17 protein-coding genes, 1 tRNA gene and 1 pseudogene are annotated in these 16,940 nt (G+C 65.0%); 7 read left to right on the top strand and 12 right to left on the bottom strand.

What is annotated here, in order from left to right:
• Nucleotides 1-112: 112 nt before the first annotated feature.
• Together FCS99_RS10530 and FCS99_RS10525 are read left to right on the top strand one after the other, a co-directional pair.
• Complete coding sequence (locus tag FCS99_RS10530) at nt 113-526, top strand: hypothetical protein (RefSeq protein ID WP_233352755.1); 414 nt, start codon at nt 113-115, stop codon at nt 524-526.
• A gap of 295 nt (nt 527-821) precedes the next feature.
• Nucleotides 822-1,151, top strand: a complete 330-nt coding sequence (locus tag FCS99_RS10525) for a GIY-YIG nuclease family protein (RefSeq protein ID WP_138512283.1) — start codon at nt 822-824, stop codon at nt 1,149-1,151.
• 312 nt (nt 1,152-1,463) lie between these two features.
• On the opposite strand, the gene FCS99_RS10520 is transcribed toward FCS99_RS10525, so the two are convergent.
• Together FCS99_RS10520 and phaR are read right to left on the bottom strand one after the other, a co-directional pair.
• The gene (locus FCS99_RS10520; RefSeq protein WP_138512281.1) at nt 1,464-1,685 is read right to left on the bottom strand and encodes a hypothetical protein; all 222 of its coding nucleotides are present in this window, start codon (nt 1,683-1,685) and stop codon (nt 1,464-1,466) included.
• Nucleotides 1,686-1,980: 295 nt separating this feature from the next.
• Nucleotides 1,981-2,592 (bottom strand): polyhydroxyalkanoate synthesis repressor PhaR, encoded by a 612-nt coding sequence (gene phaR, locus FCS99_RS10515; protein WP_138512279.1) that lies wholly within the window; start codon nt 2,590-2,592, stop codon nt 1,981-1,983.
• Between the two features lie 172 nt (nt 2,593-2,764).
• Between phaR and phbB the strand changes: the two genes are divergently transcribed.
• Nucleotides 2,765-3,490, top strand: coding sequence for an acetoacetyl-CoA reductase (gene phbB / locus FCS99_RS10510; protein ID WP_138512276.1), 726 nt, complete (start codon nt 2,765-2,767; stop codon nt 3,488-3,490).
• A 56-nt stretch (nt 3,491-3,546) separates the two neighbouring features.
• On the top strand, nt 3,547-4,275 hold the full coding sequence (locus FCS99_RS10505) for a DUF4908 domain-containing protein (protein WP_138512274.1): 729 nt from the start codon (nt 3,547-3,549) through the stop codon (nt 4,273-4,275).
• Nucleotides 4,276-4,281: 6 nt separating this feature from the next.
• Here FCS99_RS10505 and FCS99_RS10500 read toward each other — a convergent pair whose 3' ends face one another.
• Nucleotides 4,282-4,713, bottom strand: coding sequence for a cupin domain-containing protein (locus FCS99_RS10500; RefSeq protein ID WP_171036331.1), 432 nt, complete (start codon nt 4,711-4,713; stop codon nt 4,282-4,284).
• A gap of 2 nt (nt 4,714-4,715) precedes the next feature.
• Nucleotides 4,716-5,486, bottom strand: a complete 771-nt coding sequence (gene gloB, locus FCS99_RS10495) for a hydroxyacylglutathione hydrolase (protein ID WP_138512270.1) — start codon at nt 5,484-5,486, stop codon at nt 4,716-4,718.
• A 71-nt stretch (nt 5,487-5,557) separates the two neighbouring features.
• On the opposite strand from gloB, the gene FCS99_RS10490 reads away from it, so the two are divergent.
• Nucleotides 5,558-6,316, top strand: coding sequence for a class I SAM-dependent methyltransferase (locus FCS99_RS10490; RefSeq protein ID WP_233352754.1), 759 nt, complete (start codon nt 5,558-5,560; stop codon nt 6,314-6,316).
• A 9-nt stretch (nt 6,317-6,325) separates the two neighbouring features.
• Entirely contained in the window at nt 6,326-7,414 is a 1,089-nt protein-coding gene (gene hisC / locus FCS99_RS10485; protein ID WP_138512268.1) for a histidinol-phosphate transaminase, read from the top strand.
• Here the strand turns inward: hisC and FCS99_RS10480 are convergent.
• The 5 genes and pseudogenes from FCS99_RS10480 to ftsE all read right to left on the bottom strand — a co-directional run.
• Complete coding sequence (locus tag FCS99_RS10480; protein ID WP_138512266.1) at nt 7,411-8,415, bottom strand: DUF2125 domain-containing protein; 1,005 nt, start codon at nt 8,413-8,415, stop codon at nt 7,411-7,413. The two genes, hisC and FCS99_RS10480, sit on opposite strands and share 4 nt — an antisense overlap.
• 80 nt (nt 8,416-8,495) lie before the next feature.
• Complete coding sequence (locus FCS99_RS10475) at nt 8,496-9,206, bottom strand: lysophospholipid acyltransferase family protein (RefSeq protein ID WP_138512264.1); 711 nt, start codon at nt 9,204-9,206, stop codon at nt 8,496-8,498.
• 15 nt (nt 9,207-9,221) lie between these two features.
• Complete coding sequence (locus tag FCS99_RS10470) at nt 9,222-9,809, bottom strand: YdcF family protein (protein WP_171036330.1); 588 nt, start codon at nt 9,807-9,809, stop codon at nt 9,222-9,224.
• 75 nt (nt 9,810-9,884) lie between these two features.
• Nucleotides 9,885-10,802 (bottom strand): cell division protein FtsX, encoded by a 918-nt coding sequence (locus tag FCS99_RS10465; RefSeq protein ID WP_138512260.1) that lies wholly within the window; start codon nt 10,800-10,802, stop codon nt 9,885-9,887.
• 214 nt (nt 10,803-11,016) lie between these two features.
• Nucleotides 11,017-11,700 (bottom strand): annotated as a pseudogene (gene ftsE / locus FCS99_RS10460) (cell division ATP-binding protein FtsE); the annotation flags it as partial.
• 63 nt (nt 11,701-11,763) lie between these two features.
• Between ftsE and FCS99_RS10455 the strand changes: the two are divergent.
• Nucleotides 11,764-12,576 (top strand): MJ0042-type zinc finger domain-containing protein, encoded by an 813-nt coding sequence (locus FCS99_RS10455; protein ID WP_138512259.1) that lies wholly within the window; start codon nt 11,764-11,766, stop codon nt 12,574-12,576.
• Between the two features lie 50 nt (nt 12,577-12,626).
• On the opposite strand, the gene FCS99_RS10450 is transcribed toward FCS99_RS10455, so the two are convergent.
• The 3 genes from FCS99_RS10450 to FCS99_RS10440 form a co-directional block, all read right to left on the bottom strand.
• A complete protein-coding gene (locus FCS99_RS10450; RefSeq protein WP_138512257.1) occupies nt 12,627-13,769 on the bottom strand; it encodes a slipin family protein in 1,143 nt (380 codons plus the stop codon).
• A 342-nt stretch (nt 13,770-14,111) separates the two neighbouring features.
• Nucleotides 14,112-14,190: transfer RNA gene (locus tag FCS99_RS10445), tRNA-Arg, on the bottom strand.
• A 163-nt stretch (nt 14,191-14,353) separates the two neighbouring features.
• The gene (locus tag FCS99_RS10440; protein WP_138512255.1) at nt 14,354-16,906 is read right to left on the bottom strand and encodes a DUF4175 domain-containing protein; all 2,553 of its coding nucleotides are present in this window, start codon (nt 16,904-16,906) and stop codon (nt 14,354-14,356) included.
• Between the last annotated feature and the right edge of the window lie 34 nt (nt 16,907-16,940).

Below are 16,940 nucleotides of genomic sequence, written 5' to 3'. Positions count from 1 at the left end.
TAGTTTGAAAGGACACGATATGGCCGGCGGGGGAGATAACGGCGTATTGTTGGGTATGACGGCTGCCAATCAGGCGCAACGCGCGCGGGGCAGCGGAAATGGGGGAGGTTCCATGTTCAATATTGTTCCATTGCTGATCATTCCGGTGATCATCTATTCGGCGATTGTCATCTTTGCCGGCGGCGATCCGGCTTCGGCCGCGGCCATGATGGACAACACGCTCTTCTCGATCCCGCTGGTCTCCGGACCGTGGGCGATGAAGCTGGGCGATCTTCTGATCATCATCGGCATGATCATGATGTTCATCGAACTGGTGAAGTCGGCCGGCACCGGCACGGCCACCATCATCAATCACGGCCTGTCCATGCTGGTCTTCGTGATCGCGATGGCGCTCTTCCTTCTGGTCGGCCGTTTCGGCACCTCGGTCTTCTTCCTGATCACCATCATGGCGCTCATGGACACCGTGGCCGGCTTCGTGGTCACCATCGTCGCGGCCCGCCGCGACCTGGCCGTCGGCGGCGAATAAGCCGAACTGACATAGCGCGTAACAGAAACGCCGCTCCGTTTGGGGCGGCGTTTTTTGTTGTTTCAACCCGTTCAAACCCACCGTCATCCCCCGGTGCCCGTGGGGCATCCGGGGGACCCGCGCACGTATAGTCAGAACTACTTCTTGTCATCCCGGCCGGTCGCCCCGCGAAAGCGGGGCATAGAGCCGGGACCTATTGTGCCGCGCGGCGAAATGGGTCCCTGATCTGCGCCCGGCTCAAGGCCGGGCATCCGTCAGGGATGACAAACCACAAAACGCAACTTATAAGTGCATTATGGAGCGGAGCTACTATGTGTACCTGCTGGCGTCCCGGCGCATGGGGACGCTGTATTGCGGTGTCACGAATGATCTCATGCGCCGGGTGTACGAGCATAAATTGGGACAGGCGGACGGGTTCACCCGCAAGTATGGCGTATCCCGCCTGGTCTGGTTCGAGCACCACGATCTGGTGAACAATGCCATCACGCGTGAGAAGCGGATCAAGCGTTGGCGACGGGACTGGAAGATCGAGCTGATCGAACAGGACAATCCTGACTGGGATGATCTCTATGTTTCCCTGGGTGGCATCGAGCCTCGTGATGTTGTCAGTCGGATCGGTGATTAGCACCCCGCATTGTCATCCCGGCCACCCGCTTTCGCGGGCGCAGGCTTTCTCCCCGCGAAAGCGGGGCATAGAGCCGGGACCTATCGTGCGACGGGGCGCAAATGGGTCCCTGATCTGCGCCCCCGATCAAGTCGGGGGCATTCGTCAGGGATGACAAGGGAAGGGCTGGGCCGTGCCGCACTCAATGCTGCGCACAAAAAAGCCGCCCATCGGGCGGCTCGTTCGGCACTTACAGCAGCACGAACAATAATCCGGCGCCGAGGCTGACATCGATCCAGAAACCGGTGCGGCGGGTGGTGAAGCTGGAGAGGCTCATGCGCAGCGCTCCCATTTGGGGGCCGTCGGGCGCAGGGGCTGGGCGGCCTGTTCATAGGTGCGGCGGAAGCGTTCCACTTCACTGGCCTCGGCCTTCAGGCCGCGGCGCGGCGTGTCGCCGATGATCTGGACCATGACTTCCGCCGTGGCGGGACGCGAGCGCACATAGGAGCGGGCGCTTTCACGCTCGGTCGAATGCGGGGTCGGGACAGGAGACATCGCTGCGTCCTGCCGCGGCGGACGATCATTCGATCCGCGTGTACGGCCGGCCGGCGCAATGCGACGGCTGGTCGGGGTCGGGACAGGATATGCGTTGCGGATCGTGGTCATGCCCTTGTCTTCGCAAGCCGGATGCCAACTCTTAATGAGAGGTTAACCGGCTTTTCGGGCCAAAACCACGGTTTACGGGTTGTAAAAACACACCAGCCGGCCCGATTTCCGGGCCGGCTGGTTCATATCGATACGAAAGTGTTAACGCGGCCCGGCCCGTTCGGGAACGGGGCGGCCGGCGTGGCTATTTCTTGGTGTCGAGCAGCTGGTCCAGCTTGGCACGCATGGCGTCCAGCTCTTCACGCATGGCGGCGACGTCATCGCCCTCCTTCTTGTCCTCGGTCTCGCTGGCCGGGGCGGTTTCGCCGGAAGCCGGTGCAGCCCCGGAGGCCGCCGTGAAGGGCGAGAACATGCGCATCGCCTGGCCGAACATTTCCATATTGCGGCGGGTCTGTTCCTCGATCATGGCCATGGAGGCCTGGGGCGAGGTCATCGCTTCCGTCATCCGGTCGCGGAATTCTTCCTGCTGCTGGGAAAAGGAATTCATCGACATCTGCAGATAGCCGGGCACGACGCTCTGCAGGCTGTCGCCGTAAAAGCCGATCAGCTGGCGCAGGAAGTCCACCGGCAGCAGATTGGCGCCGCGGGCTTCTTCCTCGAAAATGATCTGGGCGAGGACGCCGCGGGTGAGGTCTTCCCCGCTCTTGGCGTCAATGACCTGGAAGTCCGTACCCTTCTTCACCAGGTCCCTGAGATAATCCAATGTCACATACTGACTGGTCGACGTGTCGTAGAGCCGCCGGTTCGCATACTTCTTGATGACGATTTCCGACGATTTCCCGTTCGATTTGGTCACCGCTTACTCCCCTGTGGCACGCCCTTTATTTTCGTGTCGTTTGGTTCTTGCTCGACACGGGCGTGTTGATATTTCATGACAGGTGTACGCCCATGACAGGGTGTGCTGCAAGCGCGAAGGCAAATCGGTTCAAAACGTCAGACGGTCAAAGCCGCAGACGATGGGGGATGGAATGACACGCACGGCGATTGTGACCGGTGGAACCCGGGGGATTGGGGCGGCGATCAGCCAGGCCCTGAAAGCGGCTGGTCATGCGGTGATCGCCAATTACGCCGGCAATGACGAAGCCGCGCGCGCCTTTTCCGAGGCCTCCGGCATACCGGTGGTGAAGTTCGATGTCGGGGATTATGCCGCCTGCCAGACCGGCCTGGCCGAGGCCGAACAGATGCTCGGCGCGCCGATCGACATCCTGGTGAACAATGCCGGCATCACGCGCGACGGCATGTTCCACAAGATGACCCCGGAGCAATGGCGCGAGGTGCTCAATGTCGATCTGGACAGCCTGTTCAATTGCACTCGCCCGGTGATCCTGGGCATGCGGGATCGCGGCTGGGGCCGGATCATCAACATCTCCTCGATCAATGGCCAGAAGGGGCAGATGGGCCAGGTGAATTATTCCGCCGCCAAGGCCGGGGTGATCGGCTTCACCAAGGCGCTGGCCCAGGAGAATGCCAGCAAGGGCATTACCGTGAACGCGATCTGCCCGGGCTATATCGCCACCGAGATGGTCTCCGCCGTGCCCGAGGCCGTTCTGGAAAAGATCGTGTCCGGCATCCCTGCGGGGCGCCTCGGCGAGGCCGAGGAGATCGGTGCCCTGGTCGCCTTCCTGTGTTCCGATGCTGCCGCCTTCATGACGGGCTCGACCCTGACGGCGAATGGCGGGCAGTACATGACCTGAGGAATTTCAGGTCCTGCCCCAAATTTGCCCTCTTGCGGAAGAATAAGAGTCCCGGGATGACGCGATTTCTTGTTGCCATATTGTCCGCCGTGCTTTTCGCCGGTGCGGTCTCCGCCCTGCAGCCCAACCCGCTGCGGGACCGGTTGCTGCGCAATGACCGCTCCGCAGAACTGACCGGCTGGTACCAGCGGGCCGATACCGGGGAGTTCTTCCTCTTCGACCGTTCCGGCGAGGCTGCCCTGCTGCGCGAGCGCGATGCGCAGGATGCCGAAGTCCTGGTCCTCTATCCCAATCGTGCGCCCGGCGGCGGCACGGCCTACATCACCGATACCGGTCGCGAAGTGATCCGGATCACCGGTCTCGGCGGCGCCACCTATTTCCCCGCGGATGCACCGGATGGCGTGATCGTGGAATTCGCCAGCCCGTCCGGTGCCATGACGCCCACGCCGCGCGCGCCGGGTGAAGTGCGCGACCGCGCCGAAGCGCTGGCCGAATATCTGGCCTATTCGCTCAACCGGGATCTGCAGGTGGAATACTCGCCGGCCCCGCGCGCCGGTCTGGGTGTCCAGTTCGATGCCTTCAATCTGATCGAGCGCGCCTTTGCCCTGGCGGGCACCGACCGCCGGCGCACGCGTGAGGTGGAGCATGTGAACATCGTGCTCGGCAGCCAGCCCGGTGCCGAACGTGATGGCGGTGCCCTGGTTGTGACCATCGTGCCCGAACTGGGCTTTGCCGGCCGTCCGAGCTCGGCCTATATCGCCGAAGCCATCCTGAACCCGATCTAGGCCAATCTAGGCCTGGCCCGGTGCCCAGCCCGGTTCGGCCAGCTCAAACCCTTCAAACTGGAACCCCGGCGCCACCGTGCAGCCGACCAGCGTCCAGGCACCGGTCGAGCGGGCACTCTGCCACGCCATGAAGGGTACGATGCCCTGGGGCCGTTCGCCCTTGGTGATGTCCGGCCCGAGACGGTCGGTCCGCACGCTCCGGGCATCCTCGCTGATCGACAATTCCAGCGGCGCGCCGGCATACCAGTGCCAGGTCTCCACGGCATCGACGCGGTGCCAGTGCGACACCGAGCCTTCCGGCAGCAGGAAATAGATCGCGGTCGACAGGGAACGTCCGTCCGGTCCGGGACGGTCGCGGAAGGTCTCCACATACCAGCCGCCTTCCGGATGGGGCTGCATGTTGAGGGTCTCGATGATGGATCGGGCGGTGCTGTCCATGGTCAGAAATTGTCCTTGAGGCGGCGGATTTCCGCGAACACATCCGCATCCGCCGCACTGTCCAGGCCCAGCCGGGCCCGCAGTGCCGGGTCGGCAGCCCGCAGGAAGGGATTGGCGGCTTTCTCGGCGCCGATCGTGGTCGGTACGGTCGGTTCGCCCCGGGCCCGTTCCGCCTCGACCTGGGCGGCATAGGCCTGCAAGTCGCGATTGTCCGGGTCCACACTCAGCGCGAAGGCGGCATTGGACTGGGTGTATTCATGGGCGCAGTAGATCTTCGTTTCATCCGGCCAGTCCATCAGGCGTGAGAGACTCTCCCACATCTGCTGTGGCGAGCCCTCGAACAGCCGGCCGCATCCCAGCGCGAAGAGCGTGTCGCCGACGAACGCGATCTTCTGGTCCGGGAAATGGTAGCAGACATGACCGAGCGTGTGTCCCGGTGTGAAATAGACATCGGCGCGATGCTGTCCCAGCATCACCGTGTCACCATCCTGGACCCATTGGTCGACACTTTCGATACGGTTCTGATCCGCTTTCGGGGCCACCACGTGCGCTTTTGTGGCTGCTTTCAGTTCGGTATTGCCCCCGGCATGGTCCCAATGGTGGTGCGTGTTCCAGATCTGGGTGATGGTCCAGCCGGCGGCTGCGGCTTCGGCCTCGATGGCCTTGGCATCGGGCGTGTCGATCACCACTGTTTCACCACTGTCCGGATCATGGATGAGGAAGCCGTAATTGTCTGACAGGCAAGGAAATTGCCGGATTTCAAGCGCGCTCATTGTCCAAACCGCCGGTTTCGCTAGTGTGGGCCTGACCTCGATGTGTAGGCCATGGACCGGGAGTATGGCCAGTGCGCCATGATGCCAGTGAACTCAATCGTTTCTATGCCAGCCGCAAAGGGCTGACCGCCCGCCGCATGATTGGCCGGCGCATCGCCGCGCTGTGGCCGGCCACGAAAGGGCTGGACGTTCTGGGTCTGGGATATGCCACACCCTATCTCGCGCCGCTGAAGGCCGAAGCCCGGCGTTGCATCTCCTTCATGCCGGCTGGCCAAGGTGCGATCATCCCCGCTGCGGACGAGCCGCCAGTGGTGCTGGGCGACGAGTTGAGACTGCCTTTCCCGGAAGCCCTGTTCGACCGCATCATCCTGGTTCATGCCCTGGAGGAGGCCGACTCCCTGTCCACGCTCTTGCGGGAGGTCTGGCGGGTCATGGCGCCGGAAGGCCGGCTCATGCTGGTCACGGCCTCGCGGACCGGAGTCTGGGCCTTGTCCGACAAGACGCCCTTCGGTCATGGCCGTCCCTTCACGCGCCAGCAGATATCCAGTGTCCTGGAAGATGCCCTGCTGGAGCCCTCCGCCTGGTCGCGGGCGCTCTACGCGCCGCCCTGGAACTGGGCCCACAATCCGCGCATCGCCAAGCTCTGGGAAGAGGCGGGCGAGCATGCCTGGGCGGGGCTGGGCGGTGTGATCCTGGCCGAGGCGGTCAAGCATACCGGTGCCGTGCGTCCCAAGGGCCATGCTGCACCTGCCCGGACCCCGGCTCTTGAAGGACGCAGCCGCCCCGCGTTATCTCCCCGCAACCAGTCCAACCGGACGCCCAACACCTGAGGACATTTTATGGGTATTCAGCCTCGCGACGGTATTCTCGACATTCGCCCCTACAAGCCCGGATCGTCGGAAGCGCCCGGCATCGCCAACCCGGTGAAGCTGTCCTCCAATGAAAACGCGCTGGGCTGCTCGCCCAAGGCCGCGGAGGCCTTCGAAGCCTCGGCTTCCCGCCTGCACCTCTACCCCGATGGCGGCGCCACCAAGCTGCGCGAAGCCATTGCGAAGGAAGAGGGTCTGGAAGCGGAAAACATTGTCTGCGGCTGTGGCTCCGACGAGATCCTGCAACTGCTGGGCAAGGCCTATCTCAATCCGGGCGACAAGGTCGTCCAGTCGCAATACGGCTTCCTGGTCTATCGCCTCGTGGCCATGCAGAGTGGTGCCGAACTCGTCTCGGCACCCGAGAAGAATTACACCACGGATGTGGATGCGGTGATCGAGGCGGCCGGGGATGATGCGCGCATCGTCTTCATCGCCAATCCGAACAATCCGACCGGCACTTACATTTCCGACGCGGAAATCCGCCGTCTGCGCGATGCCCTGCCGGCCACCACCCTGCTGGTGATCGATGCGGCCTATGCCGAGTTTGTCGATGCCGCCGATTACACTGCCGGTCTGGAACTGGCCCGCGAGCGTGATGATGTCGTCGTGACGCGGACGTTCTCGAAAATCCACGGCCTGGCCGGCGCCCGTCTGGGCTGGGCCTACGGGAACAAGGCCATCATCGATGTGCTGCACCGTGTGCGCGGTCCGTTCAATGTGAACCTGCCCGCCATCGAAGCGGGCACTGCCGCGATCCAGGACCGCGACTTCATGCGCCGTTCCGCCGAGCACAATGCGAAATGGGTCGATTGGCTGCGCCAGCAGATCGGCGGCTTGGGCCTGGAAGTGACACCCAGCGTCTGCAATTTCGTGCTGATCCATTTCCCGGAAACCCCGGGCAAGACGGCGGCGGATGCCGACGCCTATCTGACCTCCAAGGGCCTGATCATCCGGGGCGTCGAGCCCTATGGCCTGCCCAACGCATTGCGCGCCACGGTTGGCAAGGATGATGAGAACCGCCGCCTGGTCGAGGCCTTGTCGGACTTCATGAAGGCCTAGTCGAGACCGCCCAGCCGGACCGGACCGAGATAGACCCCGCCATCGTGGATGCGAAACGGCAGGGAGACACCGTCCGGTCCGCGCGGGGCCAGCATGGCCGCCAGGCGCAGCGCCTGCTCATTCTCTTCCGGGACGACCCCGGATTCGACCAGGGCATTGGCGAGCGCATCCGGATCGGTGATGCGCAGGGACAGCCGGCCATCCGGACGCGCCTGGTCGTCCAGGATGAAGTCGCCCGTGCCGGTGATATGGGCCGGGCCCCATTCCAGTTCGCTGTCCTCGATGTGGAGCGTGCCCTCGGCCTGCCGCCAGGCCAGGGCATTGGCGCCGCGCGCGAGGGCGGACCATTGCGAGACCTCCAGGTCGATACGCGCCGTGCCGACCGTATCGCCGAACTCGCGTTCCACGCCGCTGTCCAGAACGCCGGGTGACGCCGTCACACCGCTCATCGACAGGCGCAGGCGCAGACGGTCATCTTCTTCCACCAATCCGTTCAGAAGCACCGCGTCCACGGACTGGATGTCCGGCGCCTGTCCGGCATGGGTGGTCACCACGAAGTCGCGGATTTCGGCGCCAACGCGCTGGGTATTGCCGTCGCGGTCATAGACCAGGCTGACCCGGGCATCGCTGGCATTGACCTCGATCGCGCTGCCGGGGCCGGTGTGGTTCTCAAGGAAGAGCGGGCCGTAGAAGGAGACAATCCAGTGGGCGAAGTCATGCGGCATCGCATTGGCCCGGACATCGGCGAACCGCGCCAGCCAGCCGCCATCGCTCGCGGGGGCCTGGATGCGCGAATTGATGACGCGGATCTGGAAGCGATAGGGATAACCGCCGATGCGGACACCGTCATGCTCGATCGTGTAACCGGCGGCTTCCTGTTCCGCGATCCAGTCATCCACCCCTTTGCGGAGTTGCTGACTGGCGAACACCCAATAAGCCGAATAGGCCACCAGAACCAGCACGATAGCGAAGATCGGCCAGAGCAGTTTGGACCGTACCATAAGCGTATACCCTATCCGGACGCGCCGGACCCCAAAACACGCGCCGGTGCCAACATGCCCGGCGACAGAACACGCATCCCCTAATTCATGCCTTCGAGCGCACGGGATGCCGTGTCGATACGCTCATGCAATTGCCGCAGGAAGGTCGGCTTGTCGAGGCCCGGCTGAATGGGCTCGAGGAATTCCACCACGATCGTGCCGCCGCGTTTCAGTCCGCAATAGGAGTGCAGGAAAACGCCGGAATTGAGGGCGACCGGCACGCAGGGCACATTCATCGACAGATACAGGCCGGCAATGCCCGGTTTGAAATCGGGTGCTTCGCCCGGCTTCACACGGGTTCCTTCCGGGAAGATCAGGACCTGGCGGCCTTCCTCGCCCCGACGGGCCGCATCGGACAGCATTTTCTTGAGTGCGCGGGCGCCGCCCTTGCGGTCGATGGCGATATTGCCCAGCTTCACCGCGAACCAGCCGAAGAAGGGGAAATAGATCAGCGATTTCTTCAGGATGATGGCCGGGTCGGCGAGAATGCCCCAATAGGCCAGGGTCTCCCACATGCTCATGTGCTTGGATGCGATCAGGGCGCCGCCCTCGGGCAGGTTCTCGCGGCCGCGAACCTCGAACTTGATGCCATAGATCAGGCGCATGCCGAACCACAGCATGTGGAGATAGACGCGCAGCCAGGCGCGGGCCCAGGTGCGCGGCGTCAGCAGGAGCGGCAGGCCCAGCAGGCCCATCACGACCATCAGGCCATACATGTAGATGTAGAAAATCAGCGATTGCAGCGTCTTCATCGGGCCGGTTTCGTCCTAGCTGTTGCGCGGTGCGGGCCAGACGGCATAGCGCACCTGAACGGTCGTGTATTTGGCGTATTCCAGCAGCCAGAGCCGCGCCACCCGCGCATTGCGCCAGGGCGGCTGCGTGCGGACCGGATAGGGGATCAGCTCCACGCCGGGCATCAGGGTTTTCATCTCCAGCAGGCTGCGCGGAAGATGGTAGTCCGAGGTGACAATGATCAGCCGGTCATAGCCGCGATCACGCACCAGATCACCGGCCTCGCGGGCATTGCCGATCGTGTCGGTCGCCTGGCGGCCCAGCGTGACGCAGCAGTCGAATTCCGCCTCGCTCAGCCCGGTCTGGGTCAGCAGGTCATTGCGCGAGGCTGACGGGTGGACACCCGAGATCAGCAGGTGCGGGGCATGCCCGTCATTCAGCAGGTCCGCTCCGGCCGAAAGACGCCCGGTATCCCCGGTCAGCACGATGATCGCATCGGCCGGTTCTTCGCTGAGGCTTTGGTCGAAACCGGTCACGCGCAGGGCAAACAGGATGAAGCCCGTCGCCAGGATGACAACGAAGAAGAAGGCGAGCGCCCGGGCCAGATCCCAGCTGCGTTTCATCCATCTCTCCCTGGCTCGCCGTCCCGGCATGCGCGGCAGTAGGGCCGGCGAAAGGGGCTGATTTGTGGCCGCATCCTACCAGCGCCCCCGCAGATCGGAGGCGACAGCCAGCCGGGCCGACAGGGCCGATGTCAGGCCGGCCAGCAATGGCGCGGCTCCCAGAAGAATAAGCTCGAACGGGTTGGCCGCCCAGCGTGGCAGGAAAAACGCCATGTCCGCGGGTGACTGGCTGAAACTGACCCCTATCGAGACCAGCGCCGCAAACAGGGCGCCGACCAGGCCGGATTTCACACCCAGCATGAAGAAGCGGCGCTGGAACAGGCCGGCAATGAAACGGTCCTCGGCTCCACACAGATGCAGGGCGTCTATGACATCCGTGCGGGCGGCGAGACTGGCCCGGGCCGCAAAGGCGATGACGGCCGCTGCGGCGCCGGTCAACAGGGCAAGCAGGGACAGGCCCAGCGTCTGGGCGGTCCCGGCCGCACGGCGCACGGCCCGGGCCCACCGGGAATGGTCATCGACACTGGCGGCCATGCCTTCGGCGTCGAGGCGGGCCTGGAGATCGCTGATCGCGACCCGGTCATCGCGGGCGGCGCGGGGTTCCAGTTCCACATCCACCATCAGGGGCAGGGGCAGGTCATCGGGCAGATTGCCTTCACCCAGCCAGGGCGTGAGCAGGGCCAAGGCATCCTCACGGGTCCGCGGCGTGGCCGCCTGCACGCCCGGCATGCCGCGCGCAATCTCGGCGGCGCGTTGCGTGTCGGCTTCGGTGTCGCGCCCGTCGACGGGGCGGATCTGGATGGTCAGGCTGCTTTCCAGCTCCGTCGTCCAGTTCTGCGCCTGGTGCCAGGCACCCCGGGCGCCGAGGGCAGCAATACAGGCCAGGAAAACCAGGATGGCGGCGACCAGGAAAAGCGGGCGGTCACGCCCGGCATCGGGCGGGAGAAGGCGGCCGGACCCACCCGATGGCGGTCGCGGAAGATCGTCATGCATCGCGATCCTCCCCGTCATCTGTATCGTCTTCATCGGGCATTTCCATGGCCCGGGCGACCGCGTCCATGGGATCCTCGTCATCGAGATCGTCCGCCGCGTCCTGCGCGCTCGGCTCCGGGCCCATCGGGACGGTCGCGGTCGGCCGGTCATCCGCATCACGGCGCTCCGCTTCACGCAGTTCGGCCTCGCGCTGACGCTGACTGCGCGGCGGCCGGATATGGAGATGACCATTGGCCAGGGTCATGACCGGGGCATCCACCATGCGCACGAGCTGGAGATCGTGGGTGGCGATGACAATCGTCGTGCCCAGCTTGTTCAGTTCGGCAAAAAGACGCAGCAGGCGCATGCCCATTTCCGGATCGACATTGCCCGTCGGTTCGTCCGCAATGAGGATTTCCGGCTGTCCGACCACGGCCCGCGCGATGGCGACCCGCTGTTGTTCACCGCCTGACAGGGTCGGAGGCAGGGCCGACATCTTGTCGCCCAGTCCGACCCAGGCGAGCAGTTCGGCGACGTCCTCGGCATACTCCGACCGTTTCTTTCCGGCGACCCGAAGCGGCAGGGACACATTGTCGAACACGCTCAAATGATTGAGTAATCTGAATTCCTGGAAAACCACGCCAATACGCCGCCGCAAATCCGGAAGCTCGTCGCGGGGCAGGGTCGCGACGTCGCGACCGAAGCAGGAAATCAGCCCGCGGGACGGTTTTGCGGCGAGATAGATGAGTTTCAACAGCGATGTCTTGCCCGCACCGGACGGTCCGGTGAGGAATTGGAAAGAACCGCGTGGTAAATCAAATGACAAATCGCGCAGAATCTCCGGGCCGCGCCCGTACCGCATGCCGACATTGTCGAAGCGGACGACCGGTTCGGGATCGCTGTGCGGGGAAGCGGTCATACTCGGGTTGATGGAGAACCTCCACTGACGCGGGTGAGCCAAGTAGGACGTCGAAGACTCGCAATGAGCATAGTACTGAGCTGCCCGTCCTGTTCCACGCGCTACCGTGCCAATCCGGAGTCGATTGGCGCGACCGGCCGGCGTGTGCGTTGCGCATCCTGCGGACATGTATGGACCGCAGAAGCCGAGATTCCAACGGTTCAGGACGCTCCGCAAGTCGAGCCCGCAGCAGAAACCCCTGCGGCGCCCGAACCGGAAAGCATGCCGCACAAGGCCTTCCGGGCCCGTCAGGAGCGCAAGCGTCACACCCTGTCCATGGCTGCCGCCGGCGGCGCCTGGGGCGGATTGCTGGCGGCCTGCATGGTCCTGTTCGTCTGTGCGTGGATTTTCCGTGTCGATGTGGTGACTTTGTGGCCGCGAGCCTCGTCGGCCTATGCTGCAGTCGGGGCCACCGTGAATCCCTACGGTTTTTCCGTCGGTGAACTGGATATCCGCCGCGATACCGCCCACGGTGTGCCGCTGCTCGTGGTCGAGGGCGACATCCACAATTTCGACCGACGCGCCCGCGCTGTCCCGGGCTTGCGGGCGATCCTGCGGGACGAGCATGGCGAGAGCCTGCTGGAATGGCAGATTTCCATGCCGGCCGGGGATGTCCTGGCCGGGCGTCGCCGGACCTTCAGCACGGTCGTGTCCGATCCGCCGCCGGAAGCGGTCGAGGTTGAGGTCCTGTTGATGGCACGGGCCGCCACCGGCAATGCAGAGCCTGAGGCGGACCCGGAGGCGCACGCGCCCGGGCCGGACCATTCCGAACCGTCTCATGACGCACCGGCGGCTGCTGCGCCCGAAGACCAGCACGCCAGTTCGGATCATCACTAGCCCGCGCTGACAGGCAAAAGGGCGGACCGGCCTCGGCCAGCCCGCCCTGTCTAGACGGTGTCCGTCTTGGTGCGGCCCATCAGGGTTTCCAGCAGGGCCGGCAGTCCGGCCCCTTCGGACGTCTGGTGGACGTCGATCCGTCCGACCTTCTCGGTCAGCCGTTCCAGCGCTTCCAGCTCCTTCAGGCGCATCAGGCCGGGATGGTCATCCATCAGCCGCGCCGTGTTGAGCAGGGACCGCGTTGCCGCGGTTTCCTCGCGACGCCGGATCAGATTGGCTTCGGCGGCCTTCTCCGCCTCCACCACCTTGTTCAGCATCTCGCGCATGTCACCGGGCAGGATGACATCCTTGATCCGCAGATCGGAGACGGCCATCCCGGTTTCGGCCAGGCGCTCACGGACATGGGCCGTGATCTCCCGGTCGATCTCCACGCGATCCCGCAGCAGCGTGTCCAGCGTCCGGCCCGCCACGGCTTCACGCGCCGCGAACTGGATCAGCTTGTAGACATGCCCTTCGGCATCGCTCAGCCCGGTTGCCCGCGCCACCGGATCGGTGATCCGGGTGAAGGCGGTCAGGTTGAGCCGGATGGTGACCCGGTCCTTGGTCAGGACTTCCTGTGCGACCACGTCCAGGGCGGTTTCCCGCAGATCGACGACCTCGACCCGGACGCTCCGGTCCGCCGCCCAGAAGGCGTGACGTCCCGGGGCGAGCTGTTCGCGCAGCGCCCCGTCCACGTAGAGCAGACCGGATTCCCGCGTTCCGACCATGGCCCGAACGATGGACGTGCCTGCGGCGACAGCCCAGCGATCGGCCAGGCGCGGATCGATCCGGTCCGCTTCGGCGAGATCCACCATCTCCACATCGAGATCGTGCATCACGGTCCAGAAGGCCCGGTTCATCCCGTGGGCGACGACCGTGTAGGGCGCGCCGTCCAGCATGATGAGCGCCAATTGTCCGGCCTCCGGGCGGACGAAGACGAAGTCGTCGCCGGCCAGGTCCGGATGTTGGCGCAGGATGCGGTTGGCCCAAGTGCTGTCCATCACGACACGGTCGGTGTCGAAGATTTCCAGGCGCAGGCGGTCCCACGGGTCGAGCCAGCGGTGCCGGCCCGGCTTCACCAGGTCGATGACGGTTTGATCGCGCAGCAGAACTCCGCGTTCATGTTCGGCCAAAACGGCCGTCTTGTAGATCATTGTTCTAGGCCTTTCTTGTGTTGGCGTTGAAAAGGGCTTGGCAGGACTGCCAGGACCATTCGACGGAACACGCACGGGGTGTGCATTCAGACGACGGGTCCCGGCCTAGAGGGACCCGCCGCGAGGAGAGATGGCCGTCAGGCGGCGCGATCTCTCCCGGTCAGCGAGCCCTCAGGCTCTTTCCCGAAGCCGGTATCCTGCACACCGCAAAGCGCATGTGCCGTCTGCCGGGCTGACGGGTGTGACAGGGCGTAAGCAGGCTCACGCACGGTCACGGTCGAACAGGGGCGCGAACGCTCCTGGCAGCCGGATACAACTTGGTTCGCAACCAATTGAGGAGTTTGGAATTTTGGACGGGGACTCGAACCCCGAAATTCATGAACCGCAATCATGTGCTTTACCGTTTAGCTATCCAAGCAATTCGCCGATCCGGAACACGGGACGGGCAGGGCCCACCGCGCCGGTGTGGTCTCACGAGCCACGGCTCAGCGAAGGGCGCGGGTAATGCGCCAGCTCGCGGCCGGGATCAACTCCCAAAGTTGCTAAAAAATCGCGGTGTTGCCCATTAACCACAAATGGGGCGATCAGAAGCGGTCGAGCAGGCGTTCGATATAGTCGAGCTCTTCCTGGGTCAGGCCGCTCTGGGCGGCGCGATCGCGCAGGCGCTGCAGGATTTCGCGGGCGCGGGCCCGGCTCATCTCGTCGGGGACGTCCACACCGGACCCGTCAGCAAAGGCGCCTTCGGCCGGGCGGCCGAGCGGGTCGCGCTCCTCTTCGCCTTCGGCACCGGGACCCTGCCCGTCTTCCATCCGTTCCAGGAGTTCACGGGCCAGGGCTTCGGCACCGGCGCGCAATTCGGCGAGCGCATCCTCCTGGGCGGCGAGCGCGCCTTCCGTATCGCCCTGACGCAGGGCCTCCTCGGCCTGGCCCATGGCCTGGCCGGCCCCGTCCATATTCTCCTGGCTGCCTTCGCCGGGCACGCTTTCGGAGGACTGGCCGAAGCGTTCGGCCAGCTGGCCCTGGGCGTCTGCCAATTGCTGGGCGGACTGGGCCCCGCCGCTCTGGTTCTCCGCCAGGGTTTGCGGGCCTTCGCCGGTCTGTCCGCCTTGCGGCTGACCGCCGGAGGGCGGGGAATTGCCACCGGATTGTTGTTGCTGCTGGTTCAGCGAGAAAGTCTGGTCCTGCAGGTCACGCTGCTCGCCAATCATCTCGCCCAGTTCTTCCAGGGCTTCGCGCATGGCTTCGGAGACGGGATCGTCCTGTTCGCCTTCGCCGGATCCCTGGCCCAGCTGGATCTGCATGTTGCGCAGCATTTCCGACAGGGCGGCCAGGGCCTGGCGGGCATCGGCCGTATCGCCCAGCTCGGCCGCCTCGCGCAGGGCTTCCAGCATTTCCTGGAGCGCGGCATTGTCCATTTGCGGCCCATTGCCGCCTTCCGCGAAATTGCCTTCTTCGGCGGCTTCGCGGGCGAGGGCGGCCATGTAATTTTCCATGGCCTGCTGATAGGCCTCGAACAGGGCAGCCAACTCGGTCTCGTCAGCGCCGCGGGCAAGGGCTTCCATCAGGGCCCGTTCGGCGGCGCGCAGGGCGGCTTCGGCATCGGCGAGCGAACCCAGTTCGGCGCGCAAGGCGATATTCCAAAGATCGGTTTCCAGGCCTTCCAGGTCAGACTGGTCGCGGCTGCGGCGCAGGCGGTGCACGGTCTCGCGAATACCCAGATAGACCACGGGGTCGTCAAAGAAATAGACCGGCGCATCGGAGATCGCATCCAGGGCCCGGGCCGCGTGCTGCAGCCCCTCCGGCGCGCGCTCGATGCGGCGCTGGGGTTCCTCGGCGAGATAGGGTGGCCCGGGCGGAATGTCTTCCTGGAAGCGGACGGCGCGCTCGGCCAGGGGGGCATAGGCGTCATCGGCGTCCATCACGCCGCGGCGCTGTTCGGCCACAGCCCGGGCGAGCGCGTCCAGGAAAACGCGTTCGGGCAGGGTGACACCCAGTTCGGGTGAGACGCCTTCATTGCCGGCCGCATCGCTGGCGATCAGGCGGATGTTGACGCGAGACCCGGCCAGCGGATGGCGGGCGGTTTCCAGCAAGGTGGACTGGCCCTCTTCCTCGCGCGCCGGCGTGACGGAGACCGGATCGATCTCCAGTCGTTCCCATTCGGCGGTGTCATCGTCTTCCGGGCGGAATTCCATGGCATAGCCGGTGACGCCGTAATCATCCTCGGCCGAAAAGCGCAGATCGAGTTCTCCGGCGGCCGTGGCGTCGGGCACAGCCAGAAGACGGATGCGGGGCGGATTGTCGGGAATGGCGGTCAGCGTCCAGTTTTCCCGTGTGCCCGGCGCGGCGAGGCGCAGGGTGGAATCCCCGGTGATCTCCAGACGCGCTTCCCAGACACCCGCGCCGATTTCCGAGCCGGTCGTCCGGGTGACATCACCATCGCTGCGCAGGGTGAGATGCGGCGCGCGGCGGCTGCCGGCAATGCGGGTGACGAAGGTGGAGCCGGCGGGGATTTCTGCGGTGCGGTCGCCCTCGGCGAGGAAAACCGGCGGGCGGCCGGTATAGGCCGGCGGATCGATCCAGGCATCGATCGACAGGGTCTCGCCCCCGGCCAGGATGAGCGATGGACTGAAGGCCTCGCCGAGACGGTCGCGGGCGGCCGGTCCGGCAATGAACCAGGACGTCGCCAGGAAAAGCGCGATGATACCGCGCAGGGCCCAGCGATCGGCATAGGCCCAGGCGGCATGCGGACGGCGGGCACGCGCATCCGCGAGGCGGGCTGCCATGCGGGACTGGTGTTCCTGCCAGACGCGAAGGGCCGGCGGATCGCTTTCCACCGGCGCATCGGTCAGGGCTTCATGCGGGCGGGCTTCGATGCCGCTGTCGATTTCAACCCGGCGCGCCGTGTCATCCGGTGTCGGCCAGGCAAAGCGCGAGACACCCCGGCCCGTCTGCCAGATGGCCAGGCCCAGGAGGGCGGCGGCTGTCAGGGCGCGCCAAGGGTCACCAAACTGGTCCCAAAGCCCAAGCAGGGAGAGGATCGCAAACAGGCCCAGCCCGGCCAAACCAGGCCAGAGCACGGGAACCGAGCGTTCCCAGACGAGGGCAAGCCACGCCGTGGAGAGCGAACCGAAACGCATGGAAAAAGCCTAGCACGCCCACATGATTAGACGA

Source organism: Maricaulis alexandrii (assembly GCF_005871165.1).
In the GTDB taxonomy this organism is placed as follows: domain Bacteria; phylum Pseudomonadota; class Alphaproteobacteria; order Caulobacterales; family Maricaulaceae; genus Maricaulis; species Maricaulis alexandrii.
The sequence above is the reverse complement of the archived record's forward strand: the minus strand, read 5'-3'. Positions and strand labels throughout refer to the sequence as shown.